The organism is Micromonospora sp. NPDC000207 (genome assembly GCF_040300925.1).
In the GTDB taxonomy this organism is placed as follows: Bacteria; Actinomycetota; Actinomycetes; order Mycobacteriales; family Micromonosporaceae; genus Micromonospora.
In genome coordinates this window covers 1-15,002 of sequence record NZ_JBEPEQ010000125.1, presented here as the reverse complement: position 1 = coordinate 15,002, position 15,002 = coordinate 1, and the positions used below count along the sequence as shown (strand labels likewise).

The following is a 15,002-nucleotide window of genomic DNA, read 5'->3' as shown; positions in this document are numbered from 1 at the left end:
TCGGACCCGTCCGGCCCGACGCCGGTGGGACCGGTCCCGCCCGTACCGGCCCCGCCGGAGGCGCTCATCTGCCGCTCCCGCCCTCGGTGGGAGCGGCGTAGCCGAGCAGGAACGTCCGCTCCTCCTCGGTGAGCCGTCGGGGCAGTTGCCGCGACAGGTCGAACGGGACCAGCACCGAACGGGCCCGGCTGGCCAGCACCTCCCCGTCGTACAACTCGTAGGCCACTGTGAACCGGGAGGCCTTGATCTCCTCGATCCAGAGTTCGATCCGGACCGTGGGGGCGGCGTCGGCGGTGGCCCGGCCGAGGGCGTAGTCGACCGGGCGCAGGTAGTCGACCTCGTGCCGACGGATGACGACCCCGTCGGCGAACGAGCCGACCCCCCACGCCCGGCCGCCGGCGAACATCAGCGCCACCCGCGCCTCCTCGTAGAGGGTGAGGAAGCGCGAGTTGTTGACGTGGCCGTACGCGTCCAGGTCGGACCAGCGCAGTGTGCAGTGGTAGACGAACCGGTCAGCCATGATCAGTCACGGGTCAGCTTGCGGTAGGTGACCCGGTGCGGACGGGCCGCCTCCGCGCCGAGACGGTCGACCTTGTTCTTCTCGTACGCCTCGAAGTTGCCCTCGAACCAGAACCACTTGGCCGGGTTCTGGTCGTCGCCCTCCCAGGCGAGGATGTGCGTGGCGACCCGGTCCAGGAACATCCGGTCGTGGGAGATGACCACGGCGCAGCCGGGGAACTCCAGCAGGGCGTTCTCCAGGCTGGAGAGGGTCTCCACGTCCAGGTCGTTGGTGGGCTCGTCGAGCAGGATCACGTTCCCGCCGATCTTGAGGGTGAGCGCCAGGTTCAGCCGGTTGCGCTCACCGCCGGAGAGCACCTTTGTCGGCTTCTGCTGGTCCGGTCCCTTGAACCCGAACGCGGCGATGTACGCCCGCGACGGCATCTCGACCTTGCCCACCATGAGGTGGTCCAGCCCGTCGGAGACGACCTCCCACACGGTCTTGTCACCGTCGAGGCCCTGCCGGTTCTGGTCGACGTACGACAGGGAGACGGTCTCACCGACCCGCACCGCACCGTCGGTGGGCTGCTCCAGCCCGACGATCGTCTTGAACAGGGTGGTCTTGCCGACGCCGTTCGGGCCGATGATGCCGACGATGCCGTTGCGCGGCAGCGAGAAGGACAGGTCGTCGATGAGGATCCGGTCACCGAAGCCCTTGGTGAGCTTGTTCGCCTCGATGACGGTGTTGCCCAGGCGCGGGCCCGGCGGGATCTGGATCTCCTCGAAGTCCAGCTTCCGGGTCTTCTCCGCCTCGGCGGCCATCTCGTCGTACCTGTCGAGGCGGGCCTTGGACTTGGTCTGGCGGGCCTTGGCGTTCGAGCGGACCCACTCCAGTTCCTCGGAGAGCCGCTTCTTCATCTTGGCGTCGCGGCGCCCCTCGACGGCGAGTCGGGCGGCCTTCTTCTCCAGGTAGGTCGAGTAGTTGCCCTCGTACGGGTAGGTCCGGCCCCTGTCGAGTTCGAGGATCCAGTTGGCGACGTTGTCCAGGAAGTACCGGTCGTGGGTGATCGCCAGGATGGTGCCGGCGTACTTGGCCAGGTGCTGCTCCAGCCACTGCACGCTCTCGGCGTCCAGGTGGTTGGTGGGCTCGTCGAGCAGGAGCAGGTCGGGAGCCTCCAGGAGCAGCTTGCACAGCGCCACCCGACGGCGCTCACCACCGGAGAGCTGGGTGACGTCGGCGTCCGGCGGCGGGCACCGCAGCGCGTCCATGGCCAGTTCGAGCTTGGAGTCGACGTCCCAGGCGTCGGAGTGGTCTAGCTCCTCCTGGAGCTTGCCCATCTCCTCCATCAGCTCGTCCGAGTAGTCGGTCGCCATCTGCTCGGCGATCTTGTTGAACCGCTCCAGCTTGGCCTTGGTCTCCGCCACCGCCTCCTCGATGTTGCCGAGGACGGTCTTGGCGTCGTTGAGCGGCGGCTCTTGCGCCAGCATCCCGACGGTGAAGCCGGGCATCAGTCGGGCCTCGCCGTTGCTCGGCTGGTCCACGCCTGCCATGATCTTGAGAAGGCTGGACTTACCGGCGCCGTTCGGGCCGACCACACCGATCTTGACTCCGGGCAGGAAGTCCAGCGTCACGTTGTCGAGCACGACCTTGTCGCCGTGCGCCTTCCGCGCCTGCTTGAGGGAGTAGATGTACTGGGCCACGGTGCGGGCTACCTCCGTCGATTGCGTCTGGGCCGGCGGGCACCGGCGCGGGCTCGTCACCTGCGCCCACAGTCAGAACCGGCCATGATCCGTGCCCGCCGCCGCCGGCCGGGAGCCGGGCGCGCGCACGCCACAGTCAATCCTGACAGGTACGACCCCCTGTGCCCACATCACCCCGGTCGGCCGGGACGCGGCGCGTCGCGTACCGCCCTCGTCCCCACCCCTGCCCGGCGGCCTGTCGGCGAGATCACCATGCCGGTTGAGCTGGCTTTGGGACGGGTAGGGAAGTCCGGCACGGGGTGGCAGACGCCGCAGCTACGCTCAGTACGCTCATCGCGGTGGACCCGTCAGCAGCCGGAGGTGGCCGATCGTGACCGTCCGTAGCTCCTTTGTCGTAGTGGCAAACCGACTGCCGGTCGATGAGGTGAGTACACCCGAAGGGCGGCAGTGGCGCCGCAGCCCGGGTGGACTGGTCACCGCCCTGCATCCGGTGCTCGCCGAGCACCGGGGCACCTGGGTGGGGTGGTCCGGTGGGACCGGTCCCGCGCCGGAGCCGTTCGACCTGGAGGGCATCCGGCTGCACCCGGTCCCGCTCAGCAGCGACGAGCTGGAGCGGTACTACGAGGGCCAGTCCAACGCCACCATCTGGCCGCTCTACCACGACGCGGTGGAGACACCGGCGTACAAGCGGCGGTGGCGGGAGGCGTACCGGCTGGTGAACGCCCGGTTCGCGGAGGCCGCAGCGGAGGTGGCCGCCGAGGGGGCCACCGTCTGGGTGCAGGACTACCAGCTCCAACTGGTCCCGGCGATGCTGCGGGAACTGCGTCCGGATCTGCGGATCGGCTTCTTCCTGCACATCCCGTTCCCGCCGATCGAGCTGTTCATGCAGATGCCGCAGCGCGCCGAGGTGCTGCGCGGTCTGCTCGGCGCCGACCTGGTCGGCTTCCAGCAGCGGTTGGCGGCGCAGAACTTCGTCCGGCTCGCCCGGCACCTGCTCGGCCTCCGGTACGAGGGCCAGATGATCCAGGTGGACGGCCGTCAGGTCAAGGCGGGCGCTTTTCCCATCTCGATCGACGTCGCCGAGATGGAGCGTCTCGCCGCCGAGCCGTCGATCCAGGCCCGGGCCAAGCAGATCCGCGCCGAGCTGGGCGATCCCAAGACGATCATCCTCGGCGTCGACCGTCTCGACTACACCAAGGGCATCGAGCTTCGCCTGAAGGCCTTCCGCGAACTGTTGGCTGACGGAAAGTTGACAGTTCCGGACGCGGTTATGGTGCAGGTCGCGACCCCGAGTCGAGAACGGGTCGAGCATTACCAGGCACTACGGGTCAAGGTCGAACGTGAAGTTGGTCGGATTAATGGTGAATTCGGCCGGGTCGGCGTGCCTGCCGTGCATTACCTGCATCAGTCGTACAGTCGCAGTGAACTGGCCGCGATGTACGTCGCGGCCGACGTGATGATGGTGACTCCCCTGCGGGACGGTATGAATCTGGTGGCCAAGGAGTACGTGGCAGCGCGCACCGACAGCGCGGGTGCCCTCGTACTCAGTGAGTTCGCCGGCGCGGCCACCGAGCTGCGCCAGGCATTTCTGTGTAACCCGCACGACCCGGAGGCGGTCAAGGACGCCCTGCTCCGGGCCGTGCACGTAGAGAAGCCCGAGGCACGGCGACGCATGCGGGTCATGCAGCGTCACCTGCGCACCCACGACGTGGGGCACTGGGCGAAATCGTTCCTCACCGAGCTCGGCGTGCCCGATACGGAGGTCGCGTGAACACGTCCGTCACCGACGGAGCAGCACCCCCGACCTCCGGGGTTCTCGATCCGGCCCTCCGGTCGGCCATCGGGCGGATCGCCCGGGTGCCGCAACTCCTGGTCGCCTGCGACTACGACGGCACCCTGGCCCCGATCGTGGCGGATCCGAGCAAGGCGGTGCCGCTGCCGGAGTCGGTGGCAGCGGTCCGGGCCCTGGCCGCGCTGCCCCAGACCTCGGTCGCGGTGGTCTCCGGTCGCGCCCTGCGCGACCTCGCCGCCCTCTCCCGGCTGCCCAGCGAGGTGCACCTGGTCGGCAGCCACGGCTCCGAGTTCGACATCGGGTTCGTCGAGCGGCTCACCCCCGAGCTGATCGCCGTCCGGACCCGGCTCCGTGACGAGCTGCGCGAGATCGCCGCCGCCCACCCCGGCATCCGGCTGGAACGCAAGCCGGCGAGCGTCGCGGTGCACACCCGGGGCGTCGACCCGCAGGTCGCCGCCGCCGCCGTGGAGGCGGTCCGCTCCGGCCCCGCGACCTGGGAGGACGTCACCGTCACCCAGGGCAAGGAGGTCATCGAGCTGTCTGTGGTGGCCACCCACAAGGGCACCGCTGTCGACCAGCTCCGCACCCAGCTCTCAGCGAGTGCGGTGCTCTTCATCGGTGACGACGTCACCGACGAGAACGCGTTCGGCAACCTCCAGGGCCCCGACGTCGGTATCAAGATCGGCCCGGGGACCACCAAGGCCGACTACCGGGTGGCCGAGCCGATCGAGGCCGCCCGCGCGCTCGCCCTGCTCCTGGAGACCCGACGGCACTGGCTCTTCGGCGAGCGGGCGGTGCCGATCGAGCGGCACTCCATGCTCGCCAACGGGCGTACGGTGGCGTTGCTGACCCCGGAGGCCAAGGTCACCTGGCTCTGCCATCCCAAGCCGGACTCGGCGGCGATCTTCGCCGACCTGGTCGGCGGCAGTCCTGCCGGACACTTCAGCGTCGCCCCCGAACGGGGCGGGATCCCGCTGGGTCAGCGGTACCGGTCCGGCACCATGACCGTGGAGACCCGCTGGTCCGGGCTGACAGTCACCGACTGGCTCGACCGGCCCTCCTCCGACGGGGTGCCTCCCGGCCCGGCGGTGATCTCCGGCGACTCGACACTGGTCCGGGTCCTCACCGGGCGGGGTCGGGTCAACCTGGAGTTCGCCCCCCGGCCGGAGTTCGGGCAGGTGGCGGTGCAGCTGGAACCGGGCGGGGACGGCCTGCTGGTGCTCGGCTCGAACGAGCCGGTGGCGCTCTACTCCCCCGGGGTGCAGTGGGAGGTCGACGACACCGGCGGCAACGAGACCGCCAAGGCGACTGTCGACCTGTCGGCCGCCGGTGGACAGGTCACCCTGGAGCTGCGGTTCGGTACGCAGAACCTCGCCCACCACGACCTGCCCCTGCACGACCGGCAGGTCGCGGCGGAGCAGCCGTGGAAGGACTGGGTCGAGTCGCTACGGCTGCCGACCACCGCCCGCGACCTGGTCGCCCGCAGCGCCCTGACCCTGCGTGGCCTCTGCCACGAGGCCACCGGGTCGATCCTCGCCGCGGCGACCACCTCGCTCCCCGAGGAGCTGGGCGGGGTCCGCAACTGGGACTACCGGTACTGCTGGCTGCGCGACGCCGCGATGACCGCCCGGGTGCTCGTCGACCTGGGTTCCCTCGACGAGGCCGAAGCCTTCCTGCGCTGGGTGGACGGCTGCGTGGAACGCACCGGGGGGCACCCCGAGCGGCTCCACCCGCTCTACACCGTGGACGGGTTCGAGCTGGGCGCCGAGGCGGTCATCGACACCCTGCCCGGCTACGCCGGCTCCCGACCGGTACGGGTCGGCAACCTGGCCAACCACCAGCTGCAGCTGGACGTGTTCGGCCCGATCGCCGACCTGATCGCCGCCGTGGCCGACGCCCGGGGCTCGGTCCGGGAGACCGAGTGGCGGGTCCTGGAGAACATGGTCGAGGCGGTCCGCCGCCGGTGGCACGAGCCGGACCACGGCATCTGGGAGGCCCGCCTCCCACCCCGGCACCACATCTTCTCCAAGGTGATGTGCTGGATGACCGTGGACCGGGCGCTGCACGTGATCCGTCGGCACGGTGGCGAGGACCGTCCGGAGTGGGTGGAGCTGCGCGACCGGATCGGCACCAACGTCTTGGAGAACGGCTGGCACGACGACGCCGAGGCGTACAGCGTCGCGTACGGCCACGAGGACATGGACGCGTCCTCGCTCTGGATCGGCCTCTCCGGGCTGCTGGCCGGGGACGACCCCCGGTTCCTCTCGACGGTCCTGCGGATCGAGGCGGACCTGCGCAGCGGCCCGGTCGTCTACAGGTACCACTGGGACGACGGCCTGCCGGGCCGCGAGGGCGGTTTCCACATCTGCACGGCGTGGCTGATCGAGGCGTACCTGCGCACCGGTCGGCGTACCGACGCCGAGGAGCTGTTCACGCAGATGATCGACACCGCGGGTCCGACCGGGCTCCTGCCCGAGCAGTACGATCCGCTCGCCGAGCGCGGGCTGGGCAACCACCCGCAGGCGTACAGCCACCTCGGCCTGATCCGCTGCGCCATGCTGCTCGACAACATGCTCAAGCAGTGAACCACCGCACCACCTGAGCTCCACCTCGTCGGTCACGGGGTCGGCGGTACTCCTACCGCCGACCCCGTGATCGTCTCTACCCGGGTGGGGTGAGGGCGGTGACGACGTCCCCGACGACGACGACGGCCGGCGGGTGCAGCTCGGCGGCGCGCACCTCGGCGGCGACGGTGGCGAGGGTGGCCCGCAGACTCCGCTGGCCGGGAGTGGTCCCCTCCTGGATCACGGCGACCGGGGTGGCCGGGTCCCGACCGTTGCTGGTCAACGTGTCGGCGATCGCGGGCAGGTTCTTCAACCCCATCAGGATCACCAGGGTGCCGCGGAGTCGGGCCAACGCGGGCCAGCTCACCAGGGAGGCGGGTGAGTCCGGGGCGAGATGCCCGGAGACCACAGTGAACTCGTGGGCCACCCCCCGGTGGGTGACCGGCACCCCGGCCACCGCCGGCACGGCGACCGCGCTGCTCACCCCGGGCACCACAGTCACCGGTACGCCGGCCGCCGCGCAGGCCAGCACCTCCTCGCCGCCCCGTCCGAAGACGTACGGGTCCCCGCCCTTGAGTCGGACCACGGTACGCCCGGCGAGAGCCCGGTCGACGAGGATCTCGTTGATCTCCTCCTGGGTCCGCGACGGCCCGTAGGGGATCTTGGAGGCGTCCACCAACTCGACGTCGGGGCGCAGCTCGTCCAGGAGCAGACCGGGCACCAGCCGGTCGGCGACCACCACCTCCGCCTCGGTGAGCAGTCGCCACCCCTTGACCGTGATCAGTTCGGGGTCACCGGGACCGGCGCCGACCAGCGACACCCGCCCCACCTGCCGAGGGCTGTCGTCGTCGCCGGAGTCCGGGGTGTCGAGGGGGGCACCCCGCTCCACAGGCGGCGTCGGCAGGGGGCTCTGTCCTGCACCGAGCAGGTCACGGATGGCGTCGCGGGTCTGCATCGCACGCCGGGGGTCCCCGCCGCCGAGGACGGCGACGGTGACCGGGCCGCTGCGGGTGACAGCCGGGGTCCAGGCGCTGGCGGCGAAACGGTCGTCGGCCCGGACGCAGAAGATCCGGCGTTCGTGTGCCGCAGCGCTCACCGACTCGGCGGCGACCGGATCGTCGACGGCCACCTGGACCAGCCAGGCGTCGTCGAGGTCGGTCGGCACGAACCGGCGGGCCGCCCACCGCAGTCGCCCGGCGTCGACGTGGGTCTGCAGGGCGGGGGTCAGCAGGGGGGAGACCAGGAGCAGGTCCGCCCCGGCGTCGAGCAGGGCGGGCACCCGGCGGGTGGCTACCGCTCCCCCGCCCACCACCACCACCCGTCGACCTGCCAGCCGCAGCCCGAGGGGGTACGGATTGGCGCTCACGTTCCGTCCACCCCTGTCCCGGGATCCTTCTCGGCCACTCCGGCGGAGTCGAAGGTGGCCACCTCGTGCAGGACCCGCACCGCACCGGTGACCACCGGCAGGGCCAGCAGCGCCCCGGTGCCCTCGCCGAGCCGCAGGCCCAGGTCGATCAGGGGATCCAGACCGAGGTGGCGCAGCGCGACCCGGGCACCGGGTTCGGCCGAGCAGTGCCCGGCGACCATCGCACCGACCGCCGCCGGAGCGAAGGCCGCCGCCGCGAGGGCGGCGGAGACCGCGATCACCCCGTCCAGCAGGACCGGGGTCCGGCGGGCCGCGGCGGCAAGGATCAGCCCGGCCAGCGCGGCGTGCTCCAGGCCTCCGACGGCGGCGAGCACCCCCAGCGGGTCGGCCGGGTCGGGCCGGTGTCGGCCCAGGGCGGCCCGGACCACTGCCACCTTCCGGTCGTACGTCGCGTCGTCGACCCCGGTTCCCCGGCCTGTCGTCTCCGCCGGGTCGACGCCGGTGAACGCGGCGATCAGGGCGGCGGAGGGGGTGGTGTTGCCGATGCCCATGTCCCCGGTGAGCAGGATCCGGGCCCCGCCGTCGATCAGGTCGTCGGCGACCCGAACCCCGGTCTGCACCGCGCTGCGCGCCTCGTCGCGGGTGAGGGCGGCGGTGACAGTCATGTCCCGGGTGCCCGGCCGGACGTTCGCCGCGACCAGTCGGGGCGGACCGGCCTTCTCCGCCCGGGGGCGGGGCACCCCGGCACCGGCGGCACCCTCCGGTGCCGGGTCGGTGGCCCCGGTGGGGACCCTGCCCGCGAGGGGGGTGGCGACGCCGACGTCGACGACTGTGACCGAGGCACCGGCCTGCCGGGCGAAGGCGTTGACCACCGCCCCACCGGCCAGGAAGTTGCCGATCATCTGGGCGGTGACCTCCTGCGGCCACGGGGTGACCTGCTGGGCGTGCACCCCGTGGTCACCGGCGAAGATCGCCACTGCGGCCGGTTCGGGCAGGGGCGGTGGACAGCCGCCGGCCAGTCCGGCGAGGCGTACCGCCAGCTCCTCCAGGGCGCCGAGCGACCCGACCGGCTTGGTCAGGCGGCTCTGCCGCTCCCGGGCGGCCCGCATCGCCGACTCGTCGAGCGGCCCGATCGCCGCGATCGTGTTCTCCAGCATCACGCCTCCAGGATTCCCGTCAGCACCTCGATGAACGCGTCGCTCGTCGACCGGTCACGGACCGCCACCCGCAACCAGTCGGGGCCGAGGCCGGGAAAGGTGTCGCCCCGGCGTACCGCCCAACCCTGCTCCCGTAGCCGGATCCGGATCCGGTCGGCCCCGGGCAGGGAGATCAGAACGAAGGCGCTGGCCGGGCGACCCGCGACGCGTACCCCGGGCAGGCCGGTGAGGCGGGCCACCAGGTGGTCGCGGTCGGCGGCGAGGTCGACGGCGATGGCGCGTTCGGCGGCGACCGCCGTCGGGCCGGCGCAGGCGGTGGCGGCGGCCAGGGCCGGGGTGGAGACCGCCCAGAGGGGTTGGGCGGCGGCCAGCCGGGTGAGCAGCGGCGCCTCGCCGAGGAGGTATCCGATCCGCAGTCCGGCCAGCCCCCAGGTCTTGGTCAGGCTGCGGACCACCACCAGGCCGGGCAGGTCGCGCCGGTGGGCCAGGGACTCCGGCTCCCCGTCGACGCCGGGGACGACTGTGGTGTCGGCGAACGCCTCGTCGACCACCAGGATCCGGCCCGGCCGGGCCAGGGCGGCCAGCCCGGCGGCGGGGTGCAGGACCGAGGTCGGGTTCGTCGGGTTGCCGATCACGACCAGGTCGGCGTCGGCGGGGATCCGGGTCGGGTCGAGGCGGAACCCGTCGGCGGGGTCGAGCAGCACCCGGTCCACCCGGTGCCCGGCGGCCAGCAGCGCCGCCTCCGGCTCGGTGAACTGCGGATGCACCACGACCGGGCGGCGTACCTCGGACAGGGCGCGGGCGAGTAGCACGAAGCCCTCGGCGGCCCCGGCGGTGAGCAGGACCTCCTCCGGGGGGCGACGGTGCCGGGCCGCCACTGCGGCGCGGGCCGGTCGGGGGTCGGGGTAGCGGGCCAGGTCGGTGAGGGTGGCCGCGATCGGGTCGGCCAGCCAGGGTGGCGCGGGGGCGCGGCGGACGTTCACGGCCAGGTCGACCAGGCCCTCGGTCGCCTCGGCGTCGCCGTGGTGACCGAGATCGGGGTCGATCGCTGCGTCCAACTGACCGGGCATGCTCGCGATCCTGCCGGGAAGCCGCCCCGGGGGACAGCCGATCCCGGCGTGTGGCGCGTCACCACACACTCGTTTATGAATATTTCTCATGTACGTATCGGAAATGTCATAACTTCGGGCCGTGACCAACCGACCCCTCGCCGTTGCCGACCGCCTCGTCCCACTCCTGCGCGCCGGGCTCATCGCCGGCCTCGTCGTCGCCGCCCTCGCCTACCCGCTTGCCGCCGCCACCGGGATCGGCGCCAAGGCCACCGCACACGCCGTGGAGGCCAAGACCAAGCTGCTCAGCACCGCCCTGCCCGCCGAGACCTCGTACCTGTACGCCCCGGACGGCAAGACCCTGCTGACGATGTTCTACGAGGAGTACCGGCAGTACACCAAGCTGTCGGAGATGTCGCCGAACATCCAGCAGGCGATCGTGGCCGCCGAGGACTCCCGCTTCTACCAGCACGGGGGCGTCGACCCGAAGGGGGTGGCCCGGGCCTTCGTGGCCAACGCCCGCTCCAGCGGGGTGTCCCAGGGTGCCTCCACCCTGACCATGCAGTACGTCCGGATGGCCCTGCGGGACAGCGCGACCACCCCGCAGGAGGTCCAGGAGGCCACCCAGCAGACCAGCCTTCGCAAGATCAAGGAAATGCGGATGGCAGTCGACCTGGAGAAGGAGCTGACCAAACCGGAGATCATGGAGCGCTACCTCAACTCGGCGTACTTCGGCCACCGGGCGTACGGCATCTACGCGGCCAGCGAGATCTTCTTCTCCAAGACCCCGAACAACCTCAGCCCGATCGAGGCGGCCACCCTCGCCGGACTGGTCAAGTCCCCGTCCCAGTACGACCCGGCCAGCTCCGACCGCAAGGACGCCACCGACCGACGAAACTACGTCCTGCAACGGATGGCCGACCTCGGCTACCTCGCCCCGGACGAGGTGGAGTCGATGAAACGCGAACCGATCCGGCTGAAGCTGACAGACCCGCCGAACGACTGCGCCGCCATCCCGAAGGAGTACAACAGCTGGGGCTTCGCCTGCGACTACCTCAAGAACTGGTGGAGTTCGCAGCCCGCGTTCGGCGAGAGCCGGATGGAACGGATGGACAAGCTTCGCCGGGGCGGCTACCGGATCGTGCTCAGCCTCGACCCCAAGGTGCAGGCGGCGGCGGAGAACAACGTCGGGTCGAAGGACCGGACCGGCAGCCCCTTCGCCAACGGCATCGTGGTGGCCGAACCCGGCACCGGCCGGGTCAAGGCGATGGCGGTGAACCGGACGTACTCCCTCAACCTGGACGAGAACCCACCCACCTCCAACCCGGAGGCCTCGCCGAAGGTGAAGGCGAACTACCCCAACACGGTCGCGCCCCTGCTCGGCGGCGGTGACCTGCCCGGGTACCAGGCCGGGTCGACGTTCAAGATGTTCCCGATGCTCGCCGCGCTCAACGCCGGGATGCCGCTCTCCACCACCTTCGACGCGCCGCACCGCTACCGGTCGGAGATCTACGACGGGTGGGCCCCCTCCAACGCCAGCGGGGCGATGACCGGAACCCAGACGATGTGGTCCGGGTTCGGCAAATCGGTGAACACGTACTTCGTGTGGCTCGAAGAACAGGTCGGCGCGGACACCTCGGTCCGCCTCGCCGAACAGCTCGGCCTGCGCTGGCGAACCGACGTCGACCGCAAGCACGCCTCCCCGGAGCACGCCAAGCAGTGGGGTGCCTTCACCCTCGGCGTCTCCGACGCCACCCCGCTGGAGATGGCGAACGCCTACGCGGCGATCGCCGCCGACGGACGGTACTGCGAGGCGATGCCGGTGCAGACCATCACCGACCGGGACGGCACCCCGACGATGTACTCGACCGTCTCCGGCATCGAACGGGAGGTCGCCAAGCCCCGCTGCCGACAGGTGGTGAGCGCCGACGCGGCGCGGGCCGCCACCGACGCCGCCCGCTGCCCCACCGGGGACACCCCGGCGAAGGGGGGCTGCGGCGGGTGGTCCACCGCCGACAGCGTCCGGGGCACCGTCGGCCGACCGGTCGCCGGCAAGACCGGTACCACTGACAGCACCAGGTCGGCATGGTTCGTCGGATACACCCCGGAGTTGGCGGCTGCGAGCTTCATCTCCGACCCGGACAACCCGTTCAACGCGGTGGGTGACGGGCAGTCGCAGATCCCCATCGAGGCGGTGTCCAGGACGCTGCGCGAGGCGTTGAAGGGACAGCCGGTACGCCAGTTCACCCCACCGTCGGACCGGATCGTCGGCTGACCCGCCCGGGTGGCTCCCGGTCGTCGGCTGATCCGTCCGGGTGCCGCCCGACCTTCCGGTGACCCGCCCGGGTGCCGTCACGGGCCGGGCGGGTCAGCGGGCGGGGTTCCCGGCCGCCGCTACCAACCGGGTGGCGATCCCGGGATCGGCGGCCCAGTGGACCGTCAGCTGGGAGGCGTGCACACCCCGCCACACGAACCCCTCGGGAGACCCGCCCTCCCAGGTCCAGGCCGAGTTCTGCCCGGCCCGGGGGGTCAGCACCGCACTGTGCTGCTTGTAGCCCACCACGGTGGCCCCGGCACCCGCCACCACACTGTCGACGGTCGCGGTCGCCTTCCGGTAGCCGACGACCAGGCCCTCCCGGCGGGTGGCGACCGCGTCGAGGACCCCGCACATCGGCAACCCGTCCAGCTCGCGGGCCAACCAGATCAGCCCGGCCCCCTCGGCGATCACCGGCCGACCGGTACGGGCCAACTCCGCCACCGCGATGCAGAGCCGACGGTTGGCGGAGAACTGGTCGGCGTACGACTCGGGCAGCCCACCCCCGACGACGAGCGCCCGGGTGCCGGTCGGCAGCCCCTCGTCTGACAACGGGTCGAGGACCACCACCTCGGCCCCGGCGGCCCGCAGCAGCTCGACGGTCTCCGGATGGCTGTAACTGCCCCCCGGTCCCCCGGCCACCGCCACCACCGGTCCGACACCGCCCAGCGTCACCACCGGCGTGGTCGGGGCCCCGTCGGCGGGGCCGGTCTCCACCGTCGGCCGATCCCCGACGGCCACGACCCCGGTCCCGGTGGTCGGCTGGTCGCCGGTCAGCGGGGGCGCCGACCGGGCCAGGACCAGCAGCCGGTCCAGGTCGACGGTGCCCGCCACCGCCTCGCCCAACCGCCGTACCGCCCGGATCGCCTCGGCGTCGCGGCGGACCACCGGGACCACCCCGTGCCGCCGGGACGGCAGGACCGGGGGCAGCTCGTGTCGGCGCAGAGCGCCGTAGACCGGCACCCCGATGTCGTCGAGCGCGTCGCGCAGCAGGGACTCGTGGCGGCGGGAGGCGACCTGGGTGAGGATCACCCCACCCAGCCAGACCTGCTCGTCGTACGCCCGGAAGCCGTGCACCAGGGCAGCGACCGACTGCCCCATCGAGGACACGTCGACAGCCAACACCACAGGGCTGCGCAGCGCGGCGGCGACGGCGGCGGTGGACTCCGCCTCGGGCTGGCCGTTGACGCTGTCGTACAGCCCCATGGTGCCCTGTACCAGGGCGAACCCGGCACCGGCGGACCCCTGGGCGAACAACGACCCGATCCGCTGCGGACCGACCAGGTGGGGGTCCAGGTTGCGCCCCGGTCGACCGGCGGCCAACCCCAGGTAGGCCGAGTCCACGTGGTCCGGGCCGACCTTGAAACCGGCGACGGTGAGGTCCCGGTCGGCGAACGCGGCGAGCATGCCGACAGCCAGGGCGGTCTTACCGTGACCCGAGGAAGGCGCACTCAGCACCAGACGCGGCACGACGGTCATCTCTGACTCCTCGTAGACGACGGTACGCACCAGGCAGACCGGCGAACGGGTACGCGGCGGCCCCGGCGGCGCACGGACCTGGAGGACGAGGACCGACACCGATGGACCGTGGGCGTGACGATACCCCGGTCGGCAACCGCCCCCGCCGTGGCCGGAGGAGTCGTCGGGGGCGCTGTGCCCGAGGGGTAGCCTCAACCTGTGTACCGGTTCCTGCTGACCCCCCGCTGGCTGGGGATCCTCGCGTTGACGCTGGTCGCCTCGTACGCCATGGTGCAGCTCGGCAACTGGCAGCTGGACCGTTACCGGGCCCGCAGCGCGATCAACGAGCGGATCGACGCCGGCTACACGGCGACCCCGGTCCCGCTGTCGTCGGCGGTCCCCGTCCCCACCGGCGGCGCGGGTTCGGCGGGCCCCGGACCGGCGGTGGAGGACACCTGGGCCCGGGTCACCGTCACCGGCCGCTACGACCCGGAGAACGTCGTCCTGGTCCGGGGCCGCACTGCGGAGAGCCGGGTCGGGTACGAGGTCGTCACCCCCCTCCTGCTCGCCGACGGGACGGCGGTCCTGGTGAACCGAGGCTGGATTCCACCCGCCCCCGGGGGCGCCACCGCCCGCCCCGACGTGCCACCCCTGCCCGCCGGTGAGGTGACTGTGGTCGGCCGGGTGCACGAGAGCGAGAGCGGAAACCCGGCGGTGCAGCGCCGGGACGGTGGACTGGAGACCCGTCGGATCGCCGTGGCACTGCTCGCCGAGGAGCTGCCGTACTCGGTGTTCGGGGCGTACCTGCTTGTCGACGAGCAGACCCCGGCGGCCGACCCCGGTTTCACGGCGGTTCCCATCGGCCACGCCAACAACTGGCAGAACCTCGGCTACGTGGTGCAGTGGTGGACGTTCGCGGTGATGTCCCTGTTCGGGTACGCCTGGGTGGCCCGACGGGAGGCCCGTCGCCTCGCCGGTGTCACCCCCGGCCCCACCGACCGGGCCGCCGAACCCGACCCCCGCCCGACCGACCGGGCCGCCGAACCCGGAAGAACGGAAGGGGGAGGTGTAGGGAGAGGGAGTAACAAGGAGAGTGTAGTTGT

Annotated in this window: 9 protein-coding genes and 1 pseudogene; 4 read left to right on the top strand and 6 right to left on the bottom strand. The window is 71.8% G+C overall.

Going from position 1 to position 15,002, the window contains the following annotated elements:
* Positions 1 to 64 precede the first annotated feature (64 nt).
* Positions 65 to 520 (bottom strand): acyl-CoA thioesterase, encoded by a 456-nt coding sequence (locus tag ABT336_RS23630; RefSeq protein WP_350899162.1) that lies wholly within the window; start codon positions 518 to 520, stop codon positions 65 to 67.
* Positions 521 to 522: 2 nt separating this feature from the next.
* Positions 523 to 2,199, bottom strand: coding sequence for an energy-dependent translational throttle protein EttA (gene ettA, locus ABT336_RS23625; protein ID WP_350899160.1), 1,677 nt, complete (start codon positions 2,197 to 2,199; stop codon positions 523 to 525).
* 370 nt (positions 2,200 to 2,569) lie between these two features.
* Between ettA and ABT336_RS23620 the strand changes: the two genes are divergently transcribed.
* Positions 2,570 to 3,970 carry an alpha,alpha-trehalose-phosphate synthase (UDP-forming) gene (locus ABT336_RS23620; protein WP_350899158.1) on the top strand — a complete coding sequence of 467 codons (1,401 nt, stop codon included), beginning with the start codon at positions 2,570 to 2,572 and terminating at the stop codon, positions 3,968 to 3,970.
* Positions 3,967 to 6,576, top strand: coding sequence for a trehalose-phosphatase (otsB, locus tag ABT336_RS23615; protein WP_350899156.1), 2,610 nt, complete (start codon positions 3,967 to 3,969; stop codon positions 6,574 to 6,576). The genes ABT336_RS23620 and otsB overlap by 4 nt, the downstream gene beginning before the upstream one ends.
* Positions 6,577 to 6,652: 76 nt before the next feature.
* On the opposite strand, the gene cobA is transcribed toward otsB, so the two are convergent.
* From cobA to cobC, 3 genes are read right to left on the bottom strand one after another with little or no spacing between them, the layout of a single operon-like run.
* On the bottom strand, positions 6,653 to 7,921 hold the full coding sequence (gene cobA / locus ABT336_RS23610) for a uroporphyrinogen-III C-methyltransferase (RefSeq protein WP_350899154.1): 1,269 nt from the start codon (positions 7,919 to 7,921) through the stop codon (positions 6,653 to 6,655).
* Complete coding sequence (locus ABT336_RS23605; RefSeq protein ID WP_350899152.1) at positions 7,918 to 9,078, bottom strand: nicotinate-nucleotide--dimethylbenzimidazole phosphoribosyltransferase; 1,161 nt, start codon at positions 9,076 to 9,078, stop codon at positions 7,918 to 7,920. The genes cobA and ABT336_RS23605 overlap by 4 nt, the downstream gene beginning before the upstream one ends.
* On the bottom strand, positions 9,078 to 10,148 hold the full coding sequence (gene cobC, locus ABT336_RS23600; protein WP_350899150.1) for an Rv2231c family histidinol phosphate aminotransferase CobC: 1,071 nt from the start codon (positions 10,146 to 10,148) through the stop codon (positions 9,078 to 9,080). The genes ABT336_RS23605 and cobC overlap by 1 nt, the downstream gene beginning before the upstream one ends.
* Positions 10,149 to 10,269: 121 nt before the next feature.
* Between cobC and ABT336_RS23595 the strand changes: the two genes are divergently transcribed.
* The gene (locus tag ABT336_RS23595; protein ID WP_350899148.1) at positions 10,270 to 12,402 is read left to right on the top strand and encodes a transglycosylase domain-containing protein; all 2,133 of its coding nucleotides are present in this window, start codon (positions 10,270 to 10,272) and stop codon (positions 12,400 to 12,402) included.
* A 93-nt stretch (positions 12,403 to 12,495) separates the two neighbouring features.
* On the opposite strand, the gene ABT336_RS23590 is transcribed toward ABT336_RS23595, so the two are convergent.
* Positions 12,496 to 13,920, bottom strand: a complete 1,425-nt coding sequence (locus ABT336_RS23590; RefSeq protein ID WP_350899164.1) for a cobyrinic acid a,c-diamide synthase CobB — start codon at positions 13,918 to 13,920, stop codon at positions 12,496 to 12,498.
* A gap of 198 nt (positions 13,921 to 14,118) precedes the next feature.
* On the opposite strand from ABT336_RS23590, the pseudogene ABT336_RS23585 reads away from it, so the two are divergent.
* Positions 14,119 to 14,913, top strand: a pseudogene (locus tag ABT336_RS23585) (SURF1 family cytochrome oxidase biogenesis protein); the annotation flags it as partial.
* Positions 14,914 to 15,002 lie beyond the last annotated feature (89 nt).

Excerpts from the sequence above, each read along its gene's own strand:
- cobC (WP_350899150.1), bottom strand. The coding sequence starts at position 10,148 with ATGCCCGGTCAGTTGGACGCAGCGATCGACCCCGATCTCGGTCACCAC.
- ABT336_RS23630 (WP_350899162.1), bottom strand. The coding sequence starts at position 520 with ATGGCTGACCGGTTCGTCTACCACTGCACACTGCGCTGGTCCGACCTG.
- ABT336_RS23590 (WP_350899164.1), bottom strand. The coding sequence starts at position 13,920 with ATGACCGTCGTGCCGCGTCTGGTGCTGAGTGCGCCTTCCTCGGGTCAC.
- ABT336_RS23605 (WP_350899152.1), bottom strand. The coding sequence starts at position 9,078 with ATGCTGGAGAACACGATCGCGGCGATCGGGCCGCTCGACGAGTCGGCG.